Below are 26,005 nucleotides of genomic sequence, written 5' to 3'. Positions count from 1 at the left end.
GCCTGCTCTATGTGATGGACCCGATGTGTTCCTGGTGCTGGGGTTTTACGCCAGTGGCCAACGCGCTGGTCGAGCAGGCGCAGGCAGCGGGGGTGGACGTGCATCTGGTCGTCGGCGGTTTGCGCACCGGCAGCGGCTCAGCTTTGGAGCCGACTACCCGGCGCTACATTCTTGAGCACTGGCAGGCGGTCCACGAGGCCACCGGCCAACCGTTCAAGTTTGAAGGCGCGCTGCCCGATGGATTCGTTTACGACACCGAGCCTGCCTGTCGGGCGCTGGTGACGGCGCGCAGCCTGGCACCGGATTGCGCGTGGAAACTGCTCGGGTTGATCCAGCACGCGTTCTACGCCGAAGGGCGCGACGTCACCCACGCCAGCGTGTTGGTCGAGCTGGCAGAGCAGGCCGGTTTACCGCGCATCGAGTTCGCTGCTGCCTTCGACCGTGCCGATCAGCACGCAGCCACCGCTGCCGATTTCACCTGGGTCCAGGACCTGGGCATTGCCGGTTTCCCGACCTTGCTGGCAGAGCGTGATGGTCAATTGGCGTTGCTGACCAATGGGTATCAGCCTTTGAGTGTGTTGTCACCGTTGCTCGGCCGCTGGCTGGAGCGCGCTGCCTGTGCATGAGCTGCCCGATGACGTTCCAGCCCCTGCACGTGTCGACCGTCTGAGCTGGGCGGAAATCCGTCGACTGGCCCTTCACCATAAAAAATCCCTGTGGATCGCCAACGGCGTCGCGGTATTGGCAACGCTGTGCAGCGTGCCGATCCCCTTGCTGTTGCCGTTGCTGGTCGACGAAGTGCTGCTGGGCCACGGTGACGCCGCGCTGAAAATCATGAACCACGCGCTGCCCGACGTCTGGCAGAAAGCCGCGGGTTACATTGGCCTGATGCTGCTGGTGACTCTGGCACTACGTTGCGCTGCGTTATTGTTCAACGTTGTGCAGGCGAAATTGTTTGCGGCGTTGGCCAAAGACATCGTGTATCGGATTCGGGTGCGGCTGATCGAGCGACTCAAGTGCATCTCGCTCGGGGAATACGAAAGCCTGGGCAGCGGCACGGTGACTACGCACCTGGTCACGGACCTGGACACGCTGGACAAATTCGTCGGCGAAACCCTCAGTCGTTTCCTCGTGGCCATGCTGACGCTGGTGGGCACCGCCTCCATCCTGATGTGGATGCACTGGAAACTCGCGCTGCTGATCCTGCTGTTCAACCCGTTGGTGATCTATGCCACGGTGCAGTTGGGCAAGCGGGTCAAACACCTGAAGAAACTCGAGAACGACAGCACCTCGCGCTTCACCCAGGCCTTGACCGAAACGCTGGATGCCATCCAGGAAGTGCGCGCCGGTAATCGTCAGGGCTTTTTCCTCGGACGGCTTGGCCAGCGAGCGCGTGAAGTGCGCGATTACGCAGTGAACTCGCAATGGAAAACCGATGCATCGAACCGTGCCAGCGGCTTGCTGTTCCAGTTCGGCATCGATATTTTCCGTGCCGCGGCCATGCTCACGGTGTTGTTCTCTGATCTGTCCATCGGCCAGATGCTCGCGGTGTTCAGCTACCTGTGGTTCATGATCGGTCCGGTGGAACAGCTGCTGAATCTGCAATACGCCTATTACGCCGCCGGTGGCGCGCTGTCGCGGATCAACGAGTTGCTGGCCCGCGCCGATGAGCCGCAATACACCGGCAGTGTCGACCCGTTCCAGGGGCGCGACACGGTAGGCATCGAAGTTCAGGGACTGAGCTTCGGTTATGGCGACGAGTTGGTGTTGAACCAGATGAACCTGTCCATCGCACCCGGTGAAAAAGTCGCGATTGTTGGCGCCAGCGGTGGCGGTAAGAGCACCCTGGTGCAATTGCTGCTGGGCTTGTACACGCCGCTGGCGGGCACCATCCGTTTCGGTGGTTCGACTCAGGAAGAGATTGGTCTGGAAACCGTGCGTGAAAATGTCGCCGTAGTCTTGCAGCATCCGGCACTGTTCAACGACACCGTGCGCGCCAACCTGACCATGGGCCGCGAACGCAGCGACGAAGCCTGCTGGCAGGCATTGGAAATTGCTCAACTGCACAACACGGTGCGTGAATTGCCCAACGGCCTGGACAGTATTGTCGGGCGCTCCGGTGTGCGTTTATCCGGCGGGCAGCGTCAGCGCCTGGCGATTGCGCGAATGGTGCTGGCCGAACCGAAAGTGGTCATCCTCGACGAGGCCACTTCAGCACTGGATGCCGCCACCGAATACAACCTGCACCAGGCGTTGGCACGGTTTCTGAGCCACCGCACCACGCTGATCATTGCGCACCGCTTGTCTGCAGTGAAGCAGGCTGACCGGGTCCTGGTGTTCGACGGTGGGCAGATTGCCGAGGATGGCGACCATCAGCAGTTGATTGCTGATGGTGGGTTGTACGCCAAGCTTTATGGGCATTTGCAGCAGTTGTAGGTCACTTCCACAGCACCTTCAGAGCATCCGCCCCGCCGTCATGGCCGAACTCTTTGATGACGACTGAACAGCTATTGCATGGCGGCATGGTCGTGGCCACGTCGACTGATTTGATCATAGTGTTCTCCGGGTATTTTTTCCGCAGCGTGCTGATCAGTTTGGCCTCGCTGTCCAGAGAAGTCGGTCGGCTGGTCATCGCAGGCGTATAGGTATCAATGTTCTTTATCGTATGCGGAATGGCCAATACCTTTCCTTCGCTTGAGACGTTCAAGGACGTCCTGGTAAATGTCTGGCCGAAGTCAATGTTGAAGTAGGTTGTATCGCCGACGATGATTTTATCCGGGGCGAACGGATGTTTGAACAGTGGCAGCTCTGCGGTAAGTCCCTGTGCGCCGGAAACGCTGACATAAACCTCGCGCTTACCGGTCGATGTCACGATGTCGGCGTAAGCGATATTTCTCGCATTCCCTGATTGAAGGTCAGGGGGAAGCAGCTTCTGGAACTTGCCCATCGTCTTATCGATTCGCAAGTTACTGTTCAACCCGACAGTGATGGTCTTCTCAACGAACAGCGTATCGAAGATGTCCGCGGCTCTTTGGCGAAAGGGCTCCGAAGCGTTTTTGCTGCGAGACCAAGACGTCGCCCCGTTCGGAAGATTGCTGACAATCATGCGTGTGGAATTGTCGAACAGCACCGCTTCGCCCGGAGTGGTATCGACCTTGAGCAGCTTGAGCGTATCGGGCGGGTTCACGTGACCGCCAATCGGAATGGCAATTTCTTCCATTGTTTTCAACGCACGTTCCACCGCTTCCGTGCCATAAATCCTTGCCATATTGTTGGCATTCAACGATCCGGTGTAGACAGTCAGCAATTCTGCTTTGAGATCTTCCGGCAATTTGGAAGCTTTCTTGAAATTCAGCGTGTCTCTTATGCTTTGACCTTGTGCCAGTTCGGCGACGTAAAAAGCTCCAGCATCTAGCCGGGTGAACACATAGCGCTTCGAATCGTCTATCGCCGGGATGATGGTGGCACCGGCCTGAAAGGTATCAAATTGATTCTGGTTCCCGTAGGGAAGACTCACCTTGATCCTCCCATAAATCCCTTTTTGGAACTCCACCGTCGCCGGGAGCTGGCTTTTTTTCTTCAAGGTTTTAAGCAACATCGCCCGATCCGCAGTGGCCGGCGTATAGATACTGTCTCCAAACCACGGCGCCCAGCCTTTGTTTTCGTCGAAACTGCCAATGGCCGGCGTCGGTGCCGGATCACGGGTGACGAATTTGGTCGTGCATACATCGGCACCCGGATTACGTCGTACCCGGCAAGGCAAGGATCTGAACATCGCCTGATCATCAATCAAGTCGGCACGGCGCAGTTGGTTGCCGTCCAGACGATAGGGAATGTCATCAACGAACAGTGTGGTTCGACCATCGACCTCAAGTACTTCACGGATATGGGCGTAATCCGGGAGTTCTACCGGGACGTGGGATTCGGTAGGAGGTAATGTTTTGAAGGTTGAGCGGCCCTGTATGAGGTTTTCGCTGTGATTGTGCAGGCGCGGGCCATAAGGCAAGGACGTCACCGGGTCGACGGGGTGAAATCGGGTCAGATCCGACCGGCTGGTATTGCGCACAAGTACATCATCGACACCGTTGACCGTTGCCAGTCGATCATTGCTTGTCAGCGGCTTCCAGCGCCCCGGATCGGTTGTCTGGGGCAGGTTGTGCATCAGTCGGTAGCTGTCGGCGTGTCCTGTCAGTTTCTTGACCCCCCTGACACCAATGCGTCCCGCCATGTGCAGTCCTTTCCACGCACCGCTTCCCATTGACTTGAGTAGTGTCGGTACCCCGTCCAGCGGATTGAGGTTACTCAGCGTGGCGATCAGGAGTTTTCGGGTCAACGTTGAAAAGGAAGGCAGGCTTGCTTTGACGGTCATGCGCGAGGCTGTGGCCCCGGCCCTGATCAAACGCACTGAACCCGACATGAATTTCCCGACAGGGCTGATGAATGAAGCCAGGTCCAGCACGAGTCCGGCCGCGCCTATGAGTATATTGTCAATTTTGCCTGACAAAATATCCTCAATACTGCCCCAGAAGGGCACAAACCCTTTGGCTACTTCCATGGCCGTACTGATCCGTTGTTCGCTTCTGGCCCTGATGGTGTCGAATGCCGTCATGCCGCGGGCTTGGGTATGCAACTGTTGTTCATCGACGAACAGGAAATTCGTTGCAATGTAGTGGGCCACTTCATTCAAACGGGCAGATGCCTGCGTTGTCACTTCGCTAACGGCTGCATTTGGCGATACAGCCGCGGGCACGTCACCGACCACGCCGAGGATCGCTATGCAGTACGCCCTGTCAGCAGGCTGCGTGCCATTTAAGTGAGCGTCCCAATCGAGAAGCAGCGTAGTGCTGAGTTCAGCCGTATATCTTTGTCCGGGGATTGAGGCGTGCAACGGAAACGTGGTGCGAACCCCGTTGACAGTTGAAACTCTCATGTGCGGTCGGCAACGAATGACGCCAGCACTCGGGATCAGTTCGTAATAGGTGATTTCATCGTTGTGGGTCACCTGTAGAACGAAACCTTTTCTTGGCCGGATGTCTCCGCTTACCTTGATGAGGTTTTTTCCCAGGTGCAGGCCAAGCAAGCGGACGTGACCCACTTCAAGGGCCTGGCGGTCGGCCAGTGGCAGTGAGGTGAGTAGGCTGGTGATCAGGGTCTGATAGGCCGATCTGATTTTCGAAAGGTAATTTGTGAAGTCTGTTTCAAACTGCTTGTTGATATCAGGCAGCGTCTTGCCGCCGTATGTGGAAATAACACGTCTTTCGATCCCCATGTGATCTTTGCGAAATTCATGATGTTGCAGGGTTCGCTTGTCGTCGATCCTGATCCAGCGGCTGGTTCGTGTTTTCCCATCAGGCTGGGTTACAAACCATTTGCTTGCGTCATCCAATTGGCCGTCGGCATAGACATCGAGGAATGCATGGCCTGGCAGCGTCAATGAGGGCGTGTCTCTGAACCCCGAGCCACTCGGTGGATCATCCCTCAGCAACTTGCGCCCGTCCGATTCGAACATTGCATCGCCAAACAGATCATCCTTTACCCGTTTGGCCATCTTCAGTCGTTCAGGGGGCGGCAAGTCCAGTGTCACAACGGCGTTGTTCAGGCTCTCGCAGTGGCTTTCCAGAGCCGCCATCGCCCGCTTCATATCGTCCTCGTCGTAATCGGATTTTGTTCGCGATTGAACGATGCCGCAGCAGACCGCCCATTCCAGTGCCGGCACCATCCTCAGTCGAGTGATCTGCTCAAGTTGTTCGGACGAGGCGTCGGCGCTCCGGGTCAGGGGCAAGTCGACGAGTTGCTGAAAGGACAGCGCTTGCAATCGATCAAGGCCAAGTTCATCTGCCAGCAGCACACCGTGCATGAAGTTCACCCATACCACCGAACTCTTGTAAGGAAGGTCGGACGGGATATCGCGCACAGCGAAGTCCTTTGAGACGCGGGTCTCGAATACCCGCGCGAGTAAGGCCGCCTCTTTTGCATCAGTGACCCGATGGGTGCGCAGCAAGTGCTGTTCAAAATCGCTGCGCAGGGTCTGGTAGCTTTTGCCCCAATGAGCCGTGTCTTGCCAGCGGAATCCGGCGATTTCCTGCGGCTCATCCGCAGACGGGGCGTGCAAGTAAAGGCATATGGCTTTGCAAACCAGTTGATGGCGCACGGACGCCGAAGTTTGTTCATCAGGACCTGCGCCATACCACTTGAGCGTCCTGAGCAGCGTGTCGCCCAGCTCTTTTGCTTCTAACGTGTTCAGCATTCGCAGCAGGAATACAGAAGGCGTCGCGCGCAATTGATCCATGGAGGCGCAATCCAGTACAGAGGCGCCGAGATGACCGATCAATGAACGCCTGCCGTTCAGGAAAGCTTTCACGATGTCGATGATTTGAGTATTGATGCGTTTTGCCGTGTAAATGTCGATGGTCATGTATTGCGCGAGGTCGGGGGCTGCGTGCTGAATAATCTTGAGCTCTCTTCGATCCCGGGCAGTGGGGCGCAGGCCCAAGTATTCGATATCCGGGCCGTCGTCGAGTCCCAGAGCCTGACTGGCGCGAAATTCTTCGTCCGCCGGTGACAGGGGGCGTTGATCAGGTGAAGGTAAAGACGTCTCTGTCATGTTGCACTCCTTTGAAAGGGTTCCCGCAACGGATAGGGGGAGCCCGAAGTGCCCAGTAAACAGATCTCCAAACCGGCTTTGGCGGTATATATCTATAGGGGGCGCACGTGTACGGCATTGAGGCCGATCCTCTGCTTGCCGGAACCGAGAACGCACCCTAGTCTAGCTGTAGCGATCACGTTGGATGCTGATCTGGCAGTGCTTAAACAAGGGACCTCATGAAGCAAAAAAGGACTCTCGGAACCCCTCGGTTGTTGGGCATTGTCTGGCCTTTTATCGCCGTCGTGTTATTTCAGGCCCTGTTGGGAGGCGTCAGCCTTTACGTTCTTTCGGCGGTTCGCGGCTACGTCGGTGGTGAAAGCCTGTGGTCCAAGGGCCAGAAAGACGCCATCTATTACCTCAATCTCTACGCCGACAGTCGCGACGAAACGATTTTTCTCAAATACCAGAACGCGATTGCCGTACCTCAGGGTGGCCATGAATTGCGTCTGGCGCTGGATCATCAGCCACCGAATATCGAGGCGGCGCGAATCGCCATTCTCAAGGGCGGCAACCACCCGGACGACGTCTCCAGCGTGATTTGGCTGTACCTCAATTTCCGGCACTTCAGCTACCTTGAAAAAGCCATCGACCTCTGGACGGTCGGTGACGCGTACCTCGTGCAACTCGATGACGTCGCGCGGGAGATGCATCAGCGCATTGCCGATAGCCAGGTCACGGAAGTCGACGTCAAACGCTGGAAAGACCAGATTTTTGCCATCAACGATGGCGTGACACCTGCCGCCAAAGCGTTCAGCGATGCCTTGGGCGAAGGCTCACGGGTGATTCTTCGGCTGCTGTTGGTGACGAACCTCGCCACAGCGCTGGGTTTGATTGTGTTGGCCCTGTTGCGTACTCATAAACTGCTCAAGCAACGCCATGCCTTCGCCGATGCCTTGCAGCTGGAGAAAGACCGGGCGCAGATCACTCTGCAGTCGATTGGCGACGGGGTGATCACCACGGACGTCGAGGGCGCGATTGCCTATATGAATCCGGCCGCCGAGGCCTTGACTCACTGGAAGGCCGAACAGGCGGCAGGGTTGCCATTGGCGGCGCTGTTCAATCTGCTGGATGAGAACGCTCAGGCTGATGGTTTTACCTTGATCGAGCACATTTTGAGCGGGCAGCTCAGCGGTGGCAGCGAGCATTCCAAACTGATCCAGCGTCTGGACGGCAGCACGGTTTCGGTCACGCTGGTCGGCGCGCCGATCCGCAACACGGGCAAGGTCAGTGGCACCGTGCTGGTGCTGCACGACATGACTCAGGAGCGGCAATACATCGCCAATCTGTCCTGGCAGGCAACCCATGACGCCCTGACCGGGCTGGCCAACCGCCGCGAGTTCGAATACCGCCTCGAACAGGCCCTGCATAACCTGACGCGCCAGGCGGGGCGTCACGCCTTGATGTTTCTCGACCTGGATCAATTCAAACTGGTCAACGACACCTGCGGTCATGCGGCGGGCGACGAGTTGTTACGGCATATCTGTGCGTTGTTGCAATCAGGTTTGCGCGAAGGCGACACCCTGGCCCGGTTGGGTGGCGACGAGTTCGGCATTCTGTTGGAAAACTGTGCGCCGGAAGCGGCCGAGAAAATCGCCGAAGTCCTGCGCCAGACCGTGCAGAACCTGCACTTTGTCTGGAAAGGCCGGCCGTTCGTGACCACCGTGAGCATTGGTCTGGTGCATGTGGTCCAGAGTCCGGCCACCCTCGAAGCTTCTCTGCGGGCCGCTGACATGGCCTGTTATATGGCCAAGGAAAAGGGCCGCAACCGGGTTCAGGTCTATCATGCCGACGACTCGGAGCTGTCCCTGCGCTTTGGCGAGATGGCCTGGGTGCAACGCCTGCATGTGGCGTTGGAAGAGGACCGCTTCTGCCTGTACGCCCAGGAAATCGCGCCCCTTGGCCCTGGCGAGCAGGGCGGCGGACATATCGAAATCCTGCTGCGCCTGCATGACGAAGCGGGGCGCATGATTCTGCCGGACAGTTTCATTCCGGCTGCCGAGCGTTACGGTTTGATGACGTCAATTGACCGTTGGGTGGTGGAGAACGTTTTCAAAGTCATTGCCCAGTGCATCGCCCAAGAGCGCGAAGGGCCGTTGGCCATGTGTGCGATAAATCTGTCAGGTATTACTATCGGAGATGAGGCGTTTCTGGACTTCCTTCGTGAACAGTTTGTTGCATATTCAATTCCACCTGAAATGATTTGTTTTGAAATTACAGAAACCAGCGCGATTGCAAATCTGGGCAGTGCAATTAGATTTATCAATGAACTCAAAGGCTTAGGTTGTCATTTTTCGCTAGATGACTTTTGCGCCGGTATGTCCTCATTCGCTTACTTGAAACATTTACCTGTAGACTTCCTGAAGATCGACGGGAGTTTCGTAAAGGATATGCTGGACGACCCGATTAACCGCGCCATGGTCGAAGTGATCAATCGCATCGGTCATGTCATGGGTAAGCGCACGATTGCCGAGTTCGTTGAAACACCTCAGATCGAGCAGGCATTGCTGGAGATCGGGGTGGATTACGCTCAAGGGTATGTGATTGAACGCCCGCATCTGTTTACCTGGGATAGTTTGCAAAGTCGTCCTGCCCGGCCCCGACCTTTGTTGTTCAAGGCGCCCGGCACGTTCCGTTGAAACTCTTGCTGATCTAAAAATCACAATCAAAAGGAGCGCGACAGTGATCGACACATTCAACAGAACCGGACCACTCATGGAAGCTGCAAGTTATCCCGCCTGGGCTCAGCAACTGATCCGGGATTGCAGCGAGAGCAAACGCCGGGTTGTCGGACACGAACTGTATCAACGCATGCGAGATAACAAGCTCAGTGCAAAAACCATGCGTCAGTACCTTATTGGTGGCTGGCCGGTGGTCGAACAGTTCGCTTTATACATGGCACAGAACCTGACAAAGACCCGTTTTGCGCGCCACCCTGGCGAAGACATGGCGCGTCGCTGGCTTATGCGCAACATTCGCGTCGAATTGAACCATGCCGATTACTGGGTGCATTGGAGCCGTGCTCACGGTGTCAGCCTGGAAGATCTGCAAGCACAACAGGTGGCCCCTGAGCTTCACGCCTTGAGCCACTGGTGCTGGCACACCAGTTCGTCGGATTCGCTGATCGTGGCCATCGCCGCCACCAACTACGCCATCGAGGGTGCGACCGGAGAGTGGTCGGCACTGGTCTGTTCCACTGGCGTCTACGCGGCGGCGTTCCCCGAGGAAGATCGCAAGCGGGCCATGAAGTGGTTGAAGATGCACGCCCAGTATGACGATGCCCATCCATGGGAGGCGCTGGAAATCATCTGCACCCTGGCGGGTATGAACCCGAGCAAAGCACTGCAAGTGGAGTTGCGCCAGGCAGTCTGCAAAAGTTACGACTACATGTACCTGTTCCTGGAACGCTGCATGCAGTTGGAACTGGCAGTGAAAACCCCGGTAGTCCGTGAGCGGATGGCGTTGGCCGAAAGCTGATTCTCTGAAAGCAACACAAACCCAATGTGGGAGCGGGCTTGCTCGCGAAGACGGCTTAACATTCAACACAGATGCTGAATGTCAGATCGCTTTCGCGAGCAAGCCCGCTCCCACATGAGTTATGCAGCGTTGCTGAAATATCAGCCCGCCATCGCAAGGCGGTTACGCCCCTCACGCTTGGCCACATACAGCGCACTGTCGGCCCGTCGCAGCAGGCTCTCGGCAGACTCGCCGGGTAGCAGCGTCGAGCAACCGATGCTGACCGTCAGCTCGATCATCTTGTCCTCGGCCACATAGTCTTGAGCCTGCACTGCAAACCGCAGTCGTTCACCGACCATGGCTGCCGCTTCCCGACTGGTATTGGACAGCAGGATCATGAATTCTTCGCCACCAAACCGGAACACCATATCGACGTTGCGTAACTGGTTTTTGATCGAAGCTGCGACGGCCTTCAGCACTTCATCGCCGGCACTGTGCCCGTAGGTGTCGTTGATGTGTTTGAAGTGATCAATGTCCAGCATCAGCAGCGACAGGGGTTGGGAGTGTCGCCGCGACATCTCGATTTCCCGTTGCAGCGTCTGATCCATAGCGGTGCGGTTGCCGGTATCAGTCAGCGGATCACGCAATGCGCTTTGGGTCGCCGCTCGGTAGAGCAGGGCGTTTCGCATGGGGAAGAGCAGGGTCGACAACAGTGACTCCAGGCTACCCTGTTCCTGTTCGCTGAAACGCTGATTGCGGCGGAACACCAGCTCACCCAATTGTTCGCCTTCATGACTGAGGCTGTAGCTGATTGAATGATGACCCCGTGAGCCGAATTGCAGGCGCAAGTCGCTGGACGGATGCTCATAACTCAGGGCATCCAGCGGCACAAGACGCTGAATTTCACGGAAGAAGAGTCCGAGGATGCGTTGCGGCTCAAGACTGGTTTGCAGTTGCAGGCCCAGCGCTTGGCGCAACTGCGCAAGACTGACGGGCCGCTCCAGGAGGGGAGGCTGCTGACCAAAGCCCAGGCGTTGCAATTTGGCACTGTCGAAGTCAATTGCGTTGGTCTGGGAAGGTGATTTCATATGGCGTGAGCCCCTAAGCAGTAAGGCTGTCTTACAGGCTGGGTGAGAGCGGCTTTGGGCTGCGCGTCATACTGGTCCATCAGTCCCGTAGGACATTTGGCACGAGTTTAGTCCGCTTTGCCGAAGATTAGTAACCTCTCGGCTCAAGCTCCGCCCCGTCTGCTTTCACACGGCGTGTCTGAACAAAATTAGAGCGAAAGTCGTGCCATTCGGTTCAGTCGAATAAAAAGCTTTAAAAATCAAAATACTGAAAGGTCATGCGAGAGGGGTTGCGGAGGGTGACGACATTTATTTGACTTGAAGCGGGGGTAGTTACCACCGAGTTTGAGTGCCGCGGCGGGAAGTCGTCGCGGCAGAAAAGCGACGCACGGGCGTTACTGAGCGTTGAACGCCTGGCCATTGATGCCGGTGCTGTCTGGACCCATGAGGTAAAGATAAACCGGCATGATCTCCTCGGGCGTCGGATTGTTCAGCGGGTTTTCACCGGGGTAGGCCTGAGCGCGCATGCTGGTGCGGGTAGCGCCGGGATTGATGCTGTTGGAGCGCACTGGTGCGACCGTGTCTACTTCGTCGGCCAGGGTTTGCATCAAGCCTTCGGTAGCAAACTTGGAGACGCCGTACGCGCCCCAATACGCACGACCCTTGCGACCGACGCTGCTGGAGGTGAATACCACCGAGGCGTCCTGAGACAGCTTGAGCAGTGGCAGCAGGGTGCTGGTGAGCATGAACATGGCGTTGACGTTGACGTGCATGACGCGCATGAAATTTTCGCCGGACAACTGCTCGATCGGTGTCCGGGGACCAATGATCGAGGCGTTGTGCAGCAAGCCGTCGAGGTGGCCGAATTCGGTCTCGATCATGGCTGCCAGCTCATCGTATTGATGAGGCAGTGCGGTTTCCAGATTGAACGGAATCACGGCGGGTTGTGGATGCCCGGCCGCTTCGATCTCGTCATAGACCTGAGTCAGATTGGCTTCGGTCTTGCCCAGCAACAACACGGTGGCGCCGTGGGCGGCGTAGGTTTTCGCAGCGGCGGCACCGATGCCACGGCCAGCGCCGGTGACGAGGATGACCCGGTCCTTGAGCAATTCAGGGCGGGCGGAATAATCAAACATAAAAAACCTCACAACAATTCAACAGGCAGGCATCGTATCTGTGGCGAGGGAGCTTGCTCCCGCTCGGCTGCGAAGCAGTCGTAAAAACCTGCAAATGCGGTGTGCCTGAAAGACTGCGTTCATAGATAGAGGGGCTGCTTTGCAGCCCAGCGGGAGCAAGCTCCCTCGCCACAAAAGCCTCTGTGTTCAGCAGCTGCACAAAGCGTTATCCAACACCTCGACCAGCGCCAGCGGATGATCGATCACCACGTCTGCGCCCCAATGCTTCGGATTATCGTCCGGGTGAATATAACCGTAGGTCACCGCGCAGGTTTTGGTGCCGGCATCGCGGCCGGACTCGATGTCCCGCAGGTCATCGCCCACAAACAACACACTGGCCGGATCCAGGTCGAGCATCTTGCACGCCAGGATCAACGGCTCCGGGTCCGGTTTACTGTTCTTCACATGATCGGGGCAAATCAGCACCTTCGAACGTTCCGCCAGGCCCAGTTGCTGCATGATCGGCTCGGCGAAACGGACCGGTTTGTTGGTGACCACGCCCCAGATCAGGTTGGCCTTTTCGATTTTTTCCAGCACCTCGGCCATGCCATCGAACAGATGGCTGTGGACCGCGCAACCCTTGAGGTAGCGGTCGAGGAATTCCTGACGCAGTTCCTCGAACCCCGGCGATTCCGGGTCCATGGAAAAGTTCGCGGCGACCATCGCTTTGGCGCCGCCGGAAATTTCATCGCGAATGTGTTGAGTGTTGATTGGCGGCAAACCACGGTCAGCGCGCATCGCCTGGCAGATGGCGATGAAATCCGGCGCGGTGTCGAGCAGGGTGCCATCCATGTCGAAAAGGACTGCTCTGATACGCATCGGCTTACTCCTCGCGCAGGGTCTGGATCATGTAGTTGACGTCGACATCGGCCGCCAGTTTGTAGTGCTTGGTCAGCGGGTTGTAGGTCAGGCCGATGATGTCCTTGACGGTCAGGCCGGCCATGCGGCTCCAGGCGCCAAGCTCCGAGGGGCGAATGAATTTCTTGAAGTCGTGAGTGCCGCGCGGCAGCAGCTTCATGATGTATTCGGCACCGACGATGGCGAACAGATAGGCCTTCGGGTTGCGGTTAATGGTGGAGAAGAACACCTGTCCACCCGGTTTGACCATGCGGAAGCAGGCGCGGATGACCGACGACGGATCCGGCACGTGTTCAAGCATTTCCAGGCAAGTCACCACGTCGAACTGCTCGGGCATTTCTTCGGCCAGGGCTTCGGCGGTGATCTGCCGGTACTCGACACTCACGCCGGATTCCAGCTGATGCAGTTGAGCGACAGCCAGCGGCGCTTCGCCCATGTCGATGCCCATCACGGTTGCGCCGCGTTGAGCCATGGCTTCGCTGAGGATGCCACCGCCGCAACCGACGTCGAGGACTTTTTTGCCTGCCAGATTGACGCGCTCGTCGATCCAGTTGACCCGCAACGGGTTGATGTCGTGCAGCGGTTTGAACTCGCTTTCGCGGTCCCACCAGCGATGGGCCAGGGCTTCGAATTTGGCGATTTCGGCGTAGTCGACGTTGCTCATGGTGTCAGTCCTCTAAAACTTGAAAAATCCTGTTGCCCCGGTTTTGGTCCAGGGTGCTTACGATTCGGTGTGGCCGCTGATGCGCCTGCCCCAGGCCTTGGCAGTGGCGCACAACTGCGCCTCATCCAGACGGGTCAGGCGGCGGTCGTCGAGCAGTTGCTTGCCGGCGACCCAAAGGTGTTTCACGCAGTCGCGGCCACTGGCATAGATCAGTTGCGAAACCGGGTCGTAGACCGGTTGCTGCGCCAGGCCCGACAGGTCGAACGCAACGATGTCCGCCGCTTTGCCGACTTCCAGCGAACCCGTCTCAGCTTCGATTCCCAGCGCACGGGCGCCATTGAGCGTGGCCATGCGCAGGGCGCGATGGGCGTCCAGCGCGGTGGCCGAGCCGGCGACAACCTTGGCCAGCAACGCAGCGGTGCGGGTTTCGCCGAGCAAATCGAGATCATTATTGCTGGCTGCACCATCGGTGCCGACCGCCACATTGACCCCGGCCTGCCACAAGCGCTCGACCGGGCAGAAACCGCTGGCCAGCTTCAGGTTCGACTCCGGGCAATGAATCACATTGGTGTTACTTTCTACCAGCAGCACCAGGTCTTCATCGCTGATCTGGGTCATGTGAACGGCCTGGAGGCGCGGCCCGAGCAGGCCTAGGCGGCCAAGGCGGGCCAGCGGGCGTTCGCCGCACTGCTCGACCGACTGCTGCACTTCAAAAGCGGTTTCGTGGACGTGCATATGAATCGAAGCGTCCAGTTCTTCGGCGATGACCCTGATTTTTTCCAGGGTTTCGTCGCCCACGGTGTAGGGTGCATGGGGGCCGAAGGTGACTTTGATCCGCTCGTGATGCTTGAGATCGCCGAATAATTCAACGCCCTGACGAATGGCTTCATCCGCCGTGGCGGCGCCTGGAATCGGGAAATCGAGGATCGGAATGGCGATCTGGGCGCGAATGCCGCTGTTATGTACGCGTTCGCTGGCGACCTTCGGGAAGAAATACATGTCGGAGAAACAGGTGATGCCGCCTTTGATCTGCTCGGCGATGGCCAGGTCCGTGCCGTCGCGAACGAACGCCTCGTCGACCCACTTGGCTTCGGCCGGCCAGATATGGTTTTCCAGCCAGGTCATCAGCGGCAGATCGTCAGCCAGGCCGCGGAACAGCGTCATTGCCGCATGCCCGTGGGCATTGATCAGGCCGGGGCTGAGCAACATGTCCGGCAATTCGCGGACTTCAGTTGCGTTAAGCTTCAAGGCTGCTGCACGCGGGCCGATAAATACGATACGACCGTCGCGGATGCCCAGGGCATGCTCTTTAAGGACCACGCCAGCCGGTTCGACGGGTACCAGCCAGGTCGGCAGCAATAATAGGTCGAGCGCAGCGGTGGGGGTCGGCATCGAAAGTCGGTTCCAGTGCTTTTGTAAAGGATGGCGAAGTATACCCGAGCGTCTTCGCGGGGGGATCGCTATAATCGGCGGCTTTTGTTCATGAGTGCGGGGTAAGTGGATGCGCGATCGACTGTTGGCTGCGGAGAAGGTGAAGGCCATCGATTGGCGAGATGGCGCCCTGTATCTGCTGGATCAGCGTATTTTGCCGTTCGAGGAAACCTGGATCGCCTACACCAGCGCTGCGGGTGTGGCCGAAGCCATTCGCTCGATGGTGGTGCGTGGCGCGCCGGCCATTGGCATCAGTGCGGCGTATGCCATGGTGCTGTCAGCCCGCGCCCGAATTGCCGAGGGCGGTGACTGGCAGGCAGCGTGGGAAGAGGATTACGCGTTACTGGCCGATTCCCGTCCAACAGCGGTTAATCTGTTCTGGGCGTTGAGTCGCATGCGTGATCGCCTGGACCGCCTCAAGGAAGACGCAGACCCTCTGGCGGCGCTGGAGGCCGAAGCTATCGCCATCCATGAAAGTGATCGCGAAGCCAACCTGACCATGGCCCAACTGGGTGTCGACCTGATCCGCAAGCATCAGGGCAACGCCCAGGCGATCCTCACGCACTGCAACACCGGCGCACTGGCCACCGGCGGCTTCGGCACGGCGCTGGGGGTGATTCGCGGGGCTTTCATCGAAGGCATGGTCGAACGCGTCTATGCCGATGAAACCCGGCCATGGCTGCAAGGTTCGCGATTGACCGCGTGGGAATTGGCCAATGAAGGCATTCCCGTGACCCTCAATGCCGATTCCGCCGCCGCGCACATCATGAAAACCAAGGGTGTGACCTGGGTGATCGTCGGCGCCGACCGCATCACCGCCAATGGTGATGTGGCGAACAAGATCGGCACCTACCAACTGGCGGTCAACGCCATGCACCACGGCGTGCGCTTCATGGTGGTGGCGCCAAGTTCGACCATCGACATGAACCTGGCCAGTGGCGACGAGATTCCCATCGAAGAGCGCGATGGCCGCGAATTGCTGGAAGTCGGCGGCAAGCGGGTGGGGGCGGATGTCGATGCGTTCAACCCGGTGTTCGATGTGACGCCTGCGGATTTGATCGACGCGATTGTCACCGAAAAAGGCATTGTCGAGCGGCCGGATACGGCGAAAATGGCCCAGTTGATGTGCCGTAAGCGTCTGCATTAATGATTTTTGGCGCCTGAGAGATTGCCATCGCGAGCAGGCTCGCTCCCACAGGGGATTTGTGAACGACGCAGATCCAATGTGGGAGCGAGCCTGCTCGCGATGAGGCCCTGGCAGCCAACAAATACGCTTCAATCCCCTCTGAAATTTTCCTCTAAGCCCCTCTCGTCCCTTTCAAGCCTGTCACCGGTCAACTAACTATGCTCCATGCGCATCTGGGGGATAGGTGCGTGGCGGCTCTTGTGATAACATCCGGCGGTTTCCAGGGTAGCCTGATGTGGCTGCCTTTACTGCGCAGATCCATGGCATAACTCGTTGATTTGTCGTAAGTCGGTGCATGGCACTCAGTCTGCATCGGCGAGCTTCGTTCGTCCCATATGGATGTGACGAAGTTTCACCAGAAAAAGGAATCAGGCTTCTCATGGGCGAACTGGCCAAAGAAATCCTCCCGGTCAATATCGAAGACGAGCTGAAGCAGTCCTACCTCGACTACGCGATGAGCGTGATTGTCGGGCGGGCACTGCCGGATGCGCGCGATGGCTTGAAGCCCGTGCATCGGCGTGTGCTGTTCGCGATGAGCGAGCTGGGCAACGACTTCAACAAGCCGTACAAGAAATCTGCCCGTGTTGTCGGTGACGTGATCGGTAAGTATCACCCTCACGGTGATACCGCGGTGTACGACACCATCGTTCGGATGGCGCAGCCATTCTCGCTGCGTTACCTGTTGGTAGACGGTCAGGGCAACTTCGGTTCGGTGGACGGCGACAACGCCGCGGCCATGCGATACACCGAAGTGCGCATGACCAAGCTGGCGCACGAGCTGCTGGCTGACCTGCACAAAGAAACCGTGGACTGGGTGCCGAACTACGACGGCACCGAAATGATCCCGGCGGTCATGCCGACCCGTATTCCCAACCTGCTGGTCAACGGCTCCAGCGGTATCGCCGTGGGCATGGCGACCAACATTCCGCCGCACAACCTCGGTGAAGTCATCGACGGTTGCCTGGCACTCATCGACAACCCGGAACTGACCGTCGATGAACTGATGCAATACATCCCCGGTCCGGACTTCCCGACCGCCGCGATCATCAACGGTCGCGCCGGCATCATCGAAGCCTACCGCACCGGTCGCGGGCGCATTTACATGCGCGCCCGCTCGATGATCGAAGACATCGACAAGGTCGGTGGTCGTCAGCAGATCGTCATCACCGAACTCCCTTACCAGCTGAACAAGGCGCGTCTGATCGAGAAGATCGCCGAGCTGGTAAAAGAGAAGAAGCTCGAAGGCATCACCGAGCTGCGCGACGAGTCCGACAAGGACGGTATGCGCGTCGTGATCGAGCTGCGTCGCGGTGAAGTGCCTGAGGTGATCCTCAACAATCTCTACGCCCAGACCCAGCTGCAAGCGGTGTTCGGTATCAACATCGTCGCACTGATCGACGGCCGTCCGCGGATCCTGAACCTCAAGGACCTGCTGGAAGCGTTCGTTCGTCACCGTCGCGAAGTGGTGACCCGTCGTACCGTGTTCGAGCTGCGTAAAGCGCGCGAACGTGGCCACATTCTGGAAGGTCAAGCGGTTGCCCTCTCGAACATCGACCCGGTCATCGCCCTGATCAAAGCCTCGCCAACGCCGTCGGAAGCCAAGGAAGCGCTGATCAGCACGGCCTGGGAATCTTCCGCCGTGGTCGCGATGGTCGAACGTGCCGGTGCCGACTCTTGCCGTCCAGAGACCCTGGACCCGCAATACGGTTTGCGCGAAGGCAAGTACTTCCTGTCGCCAGAGCAGGCGCAAGCCATTCTGGAGCTGCGTCTGCACCGTCTGACCGGTCTGGAACACGAAAAGCTGCTGGCCGAATATCAAGAGATCCTCAACCAGATCGGCGAGCTGATCCGCATCCTCAGCAGCGCCACGCGCCTGATGGAAGTGATCCGCGAAGAACTGGAAGTGATCCGCGCCGAATACGGCGATGTGCGTCGCACCGAGATTCTCGATGCCCGTCTCGACCTGACCCTGGGTGACATGATCCCGGAAGAAGAGCGCGTCGTGACCATTTCCCACGGTGGCTACGCCAAGACCCAGCCATTGGCTGCGTACCAGGCTCAGCGTCGTGGCGGTAAAGGCAAATCGGCTACCGGCGTCAAGGATGAGGACTACATCGCTCACCTGCTGGTCGCCAACAGCCACACCACGCTGCTGCTGTTCTCCAGCAAAGGCAAAGTGTACTGGCTGAAAACCTACGAAATCCCGGAAGCGTCCCGCGCAGCCCGTGGTCGTCCGCTGGTCAACCTGCTGCCGCTGGACAGTGATGAATACATCACCACCATGCTGCCGGTCGAGGAATACACCGAAGGTCACTTCATCTTCATGGCCACTGCTAAAGGCACCGTGAAGAAGACCCCGCTGGAATCCTTCAGCCGTCAACGCAGCGTTGGTCTGATCGCGCTGGAGCTGGACGAAGGTGACGTACTGATCTCTGCCGCCATTACCGATGGCGAGCGCGAAGTCATGCTGTTCTCCGACGGTGGCAAGGTCACTCGCTTCAAGGAAACCGACGTCCGTGCCATGGGCCGTACCGCTCGCGGTGTCCGCGGTATGCGTCTGCCGGAAGGCCAGAAGCTGATTTCCATGCTGATCCCGGAAGAAGGCAGCCAGATCCTCACCGCTTCGGCGCGTGGTTTCGGCAAGCGCACCGCGATCACCGAGTTCCCTGAATACAAGCGTGGCGGTCAGGGCGTTATCGCCATGGTCAGCAACGAGCGTAACGGCCGTCTGGTCGGCGCAGTCCAGGTGCTCGACGGCGAGGAAATCATGCTGATTTCCGACCAGGGTACTTTGGTTCGTACCCGTGTCGACGAAGTCTCCAGCCTGGGCCGTAACACCCAGGGCGTGACCCTGATCAAGCTGGCCAGCGATGAAACGCTGGTGGGCCTGGAGCGGGTTCAAGAGCCGTCGGAAGTCGAAGGCGAAGAGCTGGAAGGCGAAGGGCTCGAAGGTGAAGAAGGTGTAGTGTTCGACGGTGAGGTCGTGATCGACGACGTTGCCGAAGACCAGCAACTCGACGCCGCCGCTGACGAAGAGCCGCAAGAGTAAGCGGGCAAGCAGGGGGCGGATGAAGATTCGCCCCCTTGTTGTTTGTCCCTAAAGAATATTTCGACACCCACGAAGATCAAATGTGGGAGCGGGCTTGCTCGCGAAGACGGACTGACATTCGGTACTGATGTCGCCTGATACACCGCTTTCGCGAGCAAGCCCGCTCCCACATGAGTTTCGTGGCGATTGATGTTGTGATTTATTGCGTGATACCACCAAATCAGAGCGAGATTGGATGTGAGCAAGAGAGCCTATAACTTCTGTGCCGGTCCTGCGGCGCTTCCCGAAGCTGTCCTGAAGCGCGCCCAGGGTGAACTCCTTGATTGGCACGGCAAGGGTCTGTCGGTCATGGAAATGAGCCATCGCAGTGATGAGTTCGTGTCCATTGCCACCAAGGCCGAGCAGGATCTGCGTGATCTGCTGAATATCCCCTCGAACTATAAAGTGCTGTTTCTGCAAGGTGGCGCGAGCCAGCAATTTGCTCAGATTCCTCTGAACCTGTTGCCGGAAAGCGGCACCGCCGACTATATCGATACTGGTATCTGGTCGCAGAAAGCTATCGAAGAAGCCTCGCGCTACGGCCACGTCAACGTTGCCGCCACCGCCAAGCCTTATGACTATTTCGCTATCCCCGGTCAGAACGAATGGAGCCTGTCGAAAGACGCGGCCTACGTTCACTACGCACCGAACGAAACCATTGGTGGCCTGGAATTCCAATGGATCCCGGAAACCGGTGATGTACCGCTGGTTGCCGACATGTCCTCGGACATTCTCTCGCGTCCGGTGGATATTTCGCGCTTCGGCATGATCTACGCCGGCGCCCAGAAAAACATCGGCCCGAGCGGCCTCGTCGTGAACATCGTTCGCGAAGACCTGCTGGGTCACGCCCGTTCCATTTGCCCGACCATGCTCAACTACAAGGTCGCGGCCGATAACGGCTCGATGTACAACACCCCGCCAACCCTGGCCTGGTACTTGTCCGGTCTGGTGTTCGAGTGGCTGAAAGAGCAGGGTGGTGTCGAAGCCATCGGCAAGCTCAATGAAGTGAAGCAGCGCACGCTGTATGACTTCATCGACGCCAGCAGCTTGTACAGCAACCCGATCAACAAGTCGGACCGCTCGTGGATGAACGTGCCGTTCCGTCTGGCCGACGATCGTCTCGACAAGCCGTTCCTGGCTGGCGCCGACGAGCGCGGCCTGCTGAACCTCAAGGGCCACCGTTCCGTGGGCGGCATGCGTGCCTCCATCTATAACGCCGTCGATATCGTTGCGGTCAACGCACTGGTTTCGTACATGGCAGAGTTCGAGAAGGAACACGGTTAATGTCTGAGCAAGAACTCAAGGCACTGCGCCTGCGCATTGACGCTCTGGACGAAAAGGTCCTGGAGCTGATCAGTGAGCGCGCACGCTGCGCCCAGGAAGTTGCGCGAGTAAAGATGGCCTCGCTGGCCGAAGGCGAAGTGCCGGTGTTCTATCGTCCTGAGCGTGAAGCTCAGGTGCTCAAGCGTGTGATGGAGCGTAACCAGGGGCCGTTGGGCAACGAAGAGATGGCGCGGCTGTTCCGCGAAATCATGTCCTCGTGCCTGGCCCTCGAGCAGCCGCTGAAAGTGGCTTACCTCGGCCCTGAAGGGACATTCACCCAGGCTGCGGCCATGAAGCACTTCGGTCACGCGGTGATCAGCAAGCCGATGGCGGCGATCGACGAAGTGTTCCGTGAAGTGGCGGCCGGTGCAGTGAACTTTGGCGTGGTCCCGGTGGAAAACTCCACCGAGGGCGCGGTCAACCACACCCTCGACAGCTTCCTCGAACACGACATGGTGATCTGTGGCGAAGTCGAGCTGCGCATCCACCATCACCTGTTGGTCGGTGAAAACACCAAGACCGACAGCATCAGTCGCATCTATTCCCACGCCCAGTCGCTGGCCCAGTGCCGCAAGTGGCTGGACGCCCATTACCCGAATGTCGAGCGCGTGGCGGTTTCCAGCAACGCCGAAGCGGCCAAGCGGGTCAAGGGTGAGTGGAACTCGGCGGCGATCGCCGGCGACATGGCCGCTGGTCTGTACGGGTTGACTCGTCTGGCCGAAAAAATCGAGGATCGTCCGGACAACTCCACGCGATTCCTGATGATCGGCAGCCAGGAAGTGCCGCCGACCGGCGACGACAAGACCTCGATCATCGTTTCCATGAGCAACAAACCCGGCGCGCTCCACGAGCTGCTGGTGCCGTTCCATGACAACGGCATCGACCTGACACGCATCGAGACCCGTCCGTCGCGCAGCGGTAAATGGACCTACGTGTTCTTCATCGACTTCGTCGGCCACCATCGCGATCCGCTGATCAAAGGTGTGCTGGAAAAGATCAGTCAGGAAGCAGTAGCACTCAAAGTGCTGGGTTCCTACCCGAAAGCAGTTCTCTAAGGGCGGTAGCAAATGAGTGGCAACTTCCTCGCTCTGGCACAGCCGGGCGTGCAACAACTTTCGCCTTACGTTCCGGGCAAACCCGTGGACGAACTGGCCCGTGAGCTGAACCTCGATCCGGCCAATATCGTCAAGCTGGCGAGCAACGAAAACCCGTTGGGCGCTAGTCCCAAGGCGCTGGCAGCGATTCGCGAAGCGCTGACCGAGCTGACCCGCTATCCGGACGGCAACGGTTTTGCGCTCAAGACCCTGCTGGCCGATCAGTGCCGCGTCGAGCTGAACCAGGTGACGCTGGGCAACGGCTCCAACGACATTCTGGAGCTGGTCGCGCGCGCCTATCTGGCGCCGGGCCTGAACGCGGTGTTCAGCGCGCATGCGTTTGCGGTCTATCCGATCGTCACCCAGGCCGTCGGTGCCCAAGCAAAAGTGATCCCGGCCAAAGACTGGGGTCATGATCTGTCGGCCATGCTCGCCGCGATCGATGCCGATACCCGTGTGGTGTTCATCGCCAACCCGAACAACCCGACCGGGACCTGGTTCGACGCCCAGGCGCTGGATGATTTCCTGCAGGACGTGCCGGCTCATGTGCTGGTGGTGCTGGACGAGGCCTACATCGAATACGCCGAAGGCAGCGACTTGCCCGATGGTCTGGACTATCTGGCGGCCTACCCGAACCTGCTGGTCTCGCGCACCTTCTCCAAAGCCTATGGTCTGGCGTCGCTGCGGGTTGGTTACGGCTTGTCCTCGGCCATCGTCGCCGATGTGCTGAATCGCGTGCGTCAGCCGTTCAACGTCAACAGCCTCGCGCTGGCTGCCGCTTGTGCCGCGTTGCAAGACGTCGAGTACCTGGCCGAAAGCCGTCGCCTGAACGAGTCCGGCATGCAGCAGCTGCAAGCGGGTTTCCGTGAGCTGGGTCTGAGCTGGATTCCATCCAAAGGCAACTTCATCTGTGTCGATCTGGGGCGCGTTGCGGCTCCAGTGTTCGAGGGGTTGCTGCGTGAAGGCGTGATCGTGCGTCCGGTGGCCAACTACGGCATGCCGAACCACCTGCGTATCACCATCGGTTTGCCGGCTGAAAACAGCCGCTTCCTCGAGGCGTTGACCAAGGTTATGGCTCGTGGTTGATGTCACTGCACTGCAATCTGCTCAACCTATGATCGGTCGCCTGGTGGTGGTCGGCCTGGGGTTGATCGGCGGTTCGTTTGCCAAAGGCTTGCGTGAAAGCGGTCTGTGCCGCGAAGTGGTCGGGGTCGATCTTGATCCGCAGTCGCGCAAGCTGGCGGTCGAGTTGGGCGTGGTGGATCGCTGCGAAGAAGACCTGGCGGCAGCTTGCCAGGGCGCTGACGTGATTCAGCTGGCGGTGCCGATCCTGGCCATGGAGAAGTTGCTCGCGCTGTTGGCGGGCATGGATCTGGGGCAAGCGATTCTGACCGACGTCGGCAGCGCCAAGGGCAATGTGGTGCGCGCGGCGACCGAAGCGTTTGGCGGCATGCCGGCGCGTTTCGTGCCGGGGCATCCGATTGCCGGTTCCGAGCAGAGCGGGGTGGAAGCCTCCAATGCCGAGCTGTTCCGTCGCCATAAAGTCATTCTGACGCCGCTGGATCAGACCGATCCGGCCGCTTTGGCAGTGGTTGACCGGTTGTGGCGCGAACTGGGCGCCGACGTCGAGCACATGCAGGTCGAGCGTCACGACGAAGTGTTGGCGGCGACTAGCCATTTGCCGCACTTGCTGGCATTCGGTTTGGTCGATTCGTTGGCCAAACGCAATGAAAATCTTGAGATCTTCCGTTACGCTGCGGGCGGTTTCCGCGATTTCACAAGAATCGCCGGTAGCGACCCGGTCATGTGGCACGACATCTTCCTCGCCAACCGCGAAGCTGTCCTGCGCACACTCGATACATTTCGCAGCGACCTCGACGCCTTGCGCGACGCGGTCGATGCAGGGGATGGGCACCAATTATTGGGCGTGTTCACGCGCGCCCGGGTTGCCCGCGAGCATTTCAGTAAAATCCTGGCCCGCCGGGCCTATGTGGACGCTATGAATTCCAACGATCTGATTTTCCTGGCACAACCTGGTGGCCGCCTGACTGGGCGGATTCGTGTACCGGGCGACAAATCGATTTCCCACCGTTCGATCATGCTCGGTTCCCTGGCCGAAGGCGTCACCGAAGTGGAAGGTTTCCTTGAGGGCGAAGACGCCCTGGCGACCCTGCAAGCTTTCCGCGACATGGGTGTCGTCATCGAAGGTCCGCACCACGGTCGCGTGACCATCCACGGCGTCGGCCTGCATGGCCTAAAGCCTGCGCCGGGCCCGATCTATCTGGGCAACTCCGGCACCTCGATGCGTCTGCTGTCTGGCCTTTTGGCTGCGCAGAACTTCGATAGCACCCTGACCGGCGACGCTTCGCTGTCCAAGCGTCCGATGAATCGCGTGGCCAATCCGCTGCGCGAAATGGGCGCCGTGATCGAGACCGCTGCTGAAGGTCGTCCACCGATGACCATTCGTGGCGGTAACAAGCTCAAGGGCCTGACTTACACCATGCCAATGGCCAGCGCGCAGGTTAAATCCTGCCTGTTGCTGGCAGGTCTGTATGCCGAAGGCAAGACCACCGTCACCGAGCCGGCACCGACTCGCGACCACACCGAGCGCATGCTGCGCGGCTTCGGCTACCCGGTCACTGTCAACGGCGCCACCGCATCGGTCGAGTCCGGCCACAAGTTGACCGCGGCCCACATTGAAGTGCCGGGCGATATCTCGTCCTCGGCATTCTTCCTGGTGGCGGCGTCGATTGCCGAAGGTTCGGAACTGGTGCTTGAGCACGTCGGCATCAACCCGACCCGTACCGGCGTGATCGACATCCTGCGCCTGATGGGCGCTGACATCACCCTGGAAAACCAGCGTGAAGTTGGCGGCGAACCGGTAGCGGATCTGCGCGTGCGGGCAGCTAAACTCAAAGGTATCGAGATCCCTGAGGCGCTGGTTCCACTGGCGATCGACGAGTTCCCGGTGCTGTTCGTGGCCGCTGCATGTGCCGAAGGGCGCACCGTGCTGCGCGGTGCCGAAGAGCTGCGCGTGAAGGAGTCGGACCGGATCCAGGTCATGGCGGATGGTCTGCTGGCGCTGGGCGTCAAGTGCGAGCCAACCCCGGACGGCATCATCATCGACGGCGGCCGGATCGGCGGCGGCGAAGTGCACGGTCACGGCGATCACCGGATTGCCATGGCTTTCAGCGTGGCTTCTTTGCGCGCGAGCGCACCGATCCGCATCCATGATTGCGCCAACGTCGCGACCTCGTTCCCGAACTTCCTCGCGCTGTGCGCGCAGGTCGGTATCCGCGTTGCACAAGAGGCTCAGTCGTGAAAATCATCGCACCGGTCATCACCATTGATGGGCCAAGCGGCTCTGGCAAGGGTACTGTCGCCGGGATGCTGGCCAAGCGTCTGGGCTGGAACTTGCTGGATTCCGGTGCGCTGTATCGATTGCTGGCGTTCGCGGCGTATAACCATGGCGTCGATCTGACGAATGAAGAGCTGCTCAAAAAACTTGCCGCTCATCTGGATGTGCAATTCATCGCGGCGACCGACGGTCAGCTGCAGCGCATTATTCTGGAAGGCGACGAAGTCAGCGATATCATTCGCACCGAGAGTATTGGCTCGGGCGCCTCGCAGGTCGCAGCATTGCCTGCCGTTCGTGAGGCACTGCTACAGCGCCAGCGGGCCTTTCAGGAGCTACCGGGTCTGGTGGCCGATGGTCGCGACATGGGCACGGTGGTATTTCCCAGCGCGCCGTTGAAGATATTCCTCACTGCCAGTGCCGAGGAGCGTGCGCGCCGTCGATACTTGCAGTTGAAGGGCAAAGTCGATGGTGTTAGTCTGTCGAGTCTGCTAGATGAGATACGTGCGCGCGATGAGCGCGACACCCAGCGAGCGGTAGCCCCGCTCAAACCGGCGGCTGACGCCATCCAGCTGGATTCCACGGAATTATCCATCGATCAGGTGCTGGAACGCATCATGAGTGAAATCGCCATTCGCGATATCGCCGGGTGACCAAGAAACGAC

General features: G+C 58.9%; 17 protein-coding genes. 11 read left to right on the top strand and 6 right to left on the bottom strand.

The genetic code is table 11. The features are described 5' to 3' along the window. The first annotated feature begins 23 nt into the window (after positions 1–23). Positions 24–626: a DsbA family protein gene (locus BK662_RS08885; RefSeq protein WP_185047109.1), complete on the top strand. Its 603-nt coding sequence runs from the start codon at positions 24–26 to the stop codon at positions 624–626. Continuing rightward, positions 619–2,436: an ABC transporter ATP-binding protein gene (locus tag BK662_RS08880; protein WP_123357755.1), complete on the top strand. Its 1,818-nt coding sequence runs from the start codon at positions 619–621 to the stop codon at positions 2,434–2,436. Before BK662_RS08885 ends, BK662_RS08880 begins: the two co-directional genes overlap by 8 nt. A gap of 1 nt (position 2,437) precedes the next feature. Here BK662_RS08880 and BK662_RS08875 read toward each other — a convergent pair whose 3' ends face one another. Next, the gene (locus BK662_RS08875) at positions 2,438–6,604 is read right to left on the bottom strand and encodes a hypothetical protein (protein ID WP_123357754.1); all 4,167 of its coding nucleotides are present in this window, start codon (positions 6,602–6,604) and stop codon (positions 2,438–2,440) included. A 218-nt stretch (positions 6,605–6,822) separates the two neighbouring features. Between BK662_RS08875 and BK662_RS08870 the strand changes: the two genes are divergently transcribed. Next, complete coding sequence (locus BK662_RS08870; protein WP_123357753.1) at positions 6,823–9,282, top strand: EAL domain-containing protein; 2,460 nt, start codon at positions 6,823–6,825, stop codon at positions 9,280–9,282. Between the two features lie 76 nt (positions 9,283–9,358). Continuing rightward, positions 9,359–10,120 carry an iron-containing redox enzyme family protein gene (locus BK662_RS08865; protein WP_375538986.1) on the top strand — a complete coding sequence of 254 codons (762 nt, stop codon included), beginning with the start codon at positions 9,359–9,361 and terminating at the stop codon, positions 10,118–10,120. A gap of 140 nt (positions 10,121–10,260) precedes the next feature. On the opposite strand, the gene BK662_RS08860 is transcribed toward BK662_RS08865, so the two are convergent. The 5 genes from BK662_RS08860 to BK662_RS08835 all read right to left on the bottom strand — a co-directional run bounded on the left by BK662_RS08860 (position 10,261) and on the right by BK662_RS08835 (position 15,255). Further along, entirely contained in the window at positions 10,261–11,187 is a 927-nt protein-coding gene (locus BK662_RS08860; protein ID WP_123357751.1) for a GGDEF domain-containing protein, read from the bottom strand. A 374-nt stretch (positions 11,188–11,561) separates the two neighbouring features. Further along, entirely contained in the window at positions 11,562–12,302 is a 741-nt protein-coding gene (locus tag BK662_RS08855; protein WP_007899713.1) for a YciK family oxidoreductase, read from the bottom strand. A 186-nt stretch (positions 12,303–12,488) separates the two neighbouring features. Next, positions 12,489–13,160, bottom strand: a complete 672-nt coding sequence (gene mupP / locus BK662_RS08845) for an N-acetylmuramic acid 6-phosphate phosphatase MupP (RefSeq protein WP_052964126.1) — start codon at positions 13,158–13,160, stop codon at positions 12,489–12,491. Positions 13,161–13,164: 4 nt separating this feature from the next. Further along, the gene (gene ubiG / locus BK662_RS08840) at positions 13,165–13,863 is read right to left on the bottom strand and encodes a bifunctional 2-polyprenyl-6-hydroxyphenol methylase/3-demethylubiquinol 3-O-methyltransferase UbiG (RefSeq protein ID WP_046042598.1); all 699 of its coding nucleotides are present in this window, start codon (positions 13,861–13,863) and stop codon (positions 13,165–13,167) included. Between the two features lie 57 nt (positions 13,864–13,920). Next, positions 13,921–15,255 (bottom strand): TRZ/ATZ family hydrolase, encoded by a 1,335-nt coding sequence (locus BK662_RS08835; protein ID WP_123357750.1) that lies wholly within the window; start codon positions 15,253–15,255, stop codon positions 13,921–13,923. Between the two features lie 109 nt (positions 15,256–15,364). On the opposite strand from BK662_RS08835, the gene mtnA reads away from it, so the two are divergent. From mtnA to cmk, 7 genes are all read left to right on the top strand, one after another. Further along, positions 15,365–16,441, top strand: coding sequence for an S-methyl-5-thioribose-1-phosphate isomerase (gene mtnA, locus BK662_RS08830; protein WP_123357749.1), 1,077 nt, complete (start codon positions 15,365–15,367; stop codon positions 16,439–16,441). 418 nt (positions 16,442–16,859) lie between these two features. Beyond that, entirely contained in the window at positions 16,860–19,529 is a 2,670-nt protein-coding gene (gene gyrA, locus BK662_RS08825) for a DNA gyrase subunit A (protein WP_123357748.1), read from the top strand. 237 nt (positions 19,530–19,766) lie between these two features. Beyond that, positions 19,767–20,852, top strand: coding sequence for a 3-phosphoserine/phosphohydroxythreonine transaminase (gene serC / locus BK662_RS08815; protein WP_123357747.1), 1,086 nt, complete (start codon positions 19,767–19,769; stop codon positions 20,850–20,852). After that, positions 20,852–21,946, top strand: a complete 1,095-nt coding sequence (pheA, locus tag BK662_RS08810) for a prephenate dehydratase (protein WP_030128742.1) — start codon at positions 20,852–20,854, stop codon at positions 21,944–21,946. Before serC ends, pheA begins: the two co-directional genes overlap by 1 nt. A gap of 12 nt (positions 21,947–21,958) precedes the next feature. Further along, the gene (gene hisC, locus BK662_RS08805; protein WP_063341135.1) at positions 21,959–23,071 is read left to right on the top strand and encodes a histidinol-phosphate transaminase; all 1,113 of its coding nucleotides are present in this window, start codon (positions 21,959–21,961) and stop codon (positions 23,069–23,071) included. 28 nt (positions 23,072–23,099) lie between these two features. Then, positions 23,100–25,307: a bifunctional prephenate dehydrogenase/3-phosphoshikimate 1-carboxyvinyltransferase gene (locus BK662_RS08800; RefSeq protein WP_259695899.1), complete on the top strand. Its 2,208-nt coding sequence runs from the start codon at positions 23,100–23,102 to the stop codon at positions 25,305–25,307. Further along, entirely contained in the window at positions 25,304–25,993 is a 690-nt protein-coding gene (cmk, locus tag BK662_RS08795) for a (d)CMP kinase (protein WP_123357745.1), read from the top strand. Before BK662_RS08800 ends, cmk begins: the two co-directional genes overlap by 4 nt. The last annotated feature ends 12 nt before the right edge of the window (positions 25,994–26,005 follow it).

The sequence above is a fragment of the Pseudomonas frederiksbergensis genome (assembly GCF_003732275.1).
GTDB classification, from domain to species: Bacteria; Pseudomonadota; Gammaproteobacteria; order Pseudomonadales; family Pseudomonadaceae; genus Aquipseudomonas; species Aquipseudomonas frederiksbergensis_H.
The sequence above is the reverse complement of the archived record's forward strand: the minus strand, read 5'-3'. Positions and strand labels throughout refer to the sequence as shown.

Coding starts and splice junctions, on each gene's coding strand:
- mtnA (WP_123357749.1), top strand. CDS start 15,365: ATGCGCGATCGACTGTTGGCTGCGGAGAAGGTGAAGGCCATCGATTGG.
- mupP (WP_052964126.1), bottom strand. CDS start 13,160: ATGCGTATCAGAGCAGTCCTTTTCGACATGGATGGCACCCTGCTCGAC.
- BK662_RS08875 (WP_123357754.1), bottom strand. CDS start 6,604: ATGACAGAGACGTCTTTACCTTCACCTGATCAACGCCCCCTGTCACCG.
- BK662_RS08885 (WP_185047109.1), top strand. CDS start 24: ATGTGTTCCTGGTGCTGGGGTTTTACGCCAGTGGCCAACGCGCTGGTC.
- BK662_RS08870 (WP_123357753.1), top strand. CDS start 6,823: ATGAAGCAAAAAAGGACTCTCGGAACCCCTCGGTTGTTGGGCATTGTC.
- BK662_RS08860 (WP_123357751.1), bottom strand. CDS start 11,187: ATGAAATCACCTTCCCAGACCAACGCAATTGACTTCGACAGTGCCAAA.
- ubiG (WP_046042598.1), bottom strand. CDS start 13,863: ATGAGCAACGTCGACTACGCCGAAATCGCCAAATTCGAAGCCCTGGCC.
- BK662_RS08800 (WP_259695899.1), top strand. CDS start 23,100: ATGATCGGTCGCCTGGTGGTGGTCGGCCTGGGGTTGATCGGCGGTTCG.
- hisC (WP_063341135.1), top strand. CDS start 21,959: ATGAGTGGCAACTTCCTCGCTCTGGCACAGCCGGGCGTGCAACAACTT.
- BK662_RS08865 (WP_375538986.1), top strand. CDS start 9,359: ATGGAAGCTGCAAGTTATCCCGCCTGGGCTCAGCAACTGATCCGGGAT.
- gyrA (WP_123357748.1), top strand. CDS start 16,860: ATGGGCGAACTGGCCAAAGAAATCCTCCCGGTCAATATCGAAGACGAG.
- BK662_RS08835 (WP_123357750.1), bottom strand. CDS start 15,255: ATGCCGACCCCCACCGCTGCGCTCGACCTATTATTGCTGCCGACCTGG.
- pheA (WP_030128742.1), top strand. CDS start 20,852: ATGTCTGAGCAAGAACTCAAGGCACTGCGCCTGCGCATTGACGCTCTG.
- BK662_RS08855 (WP_007899713.1), bottom strand. CDS start 12,302: ATGTTTGATTATTCCGCCCGCCCTGAATTGCTCAAGGACCGGGTCATC.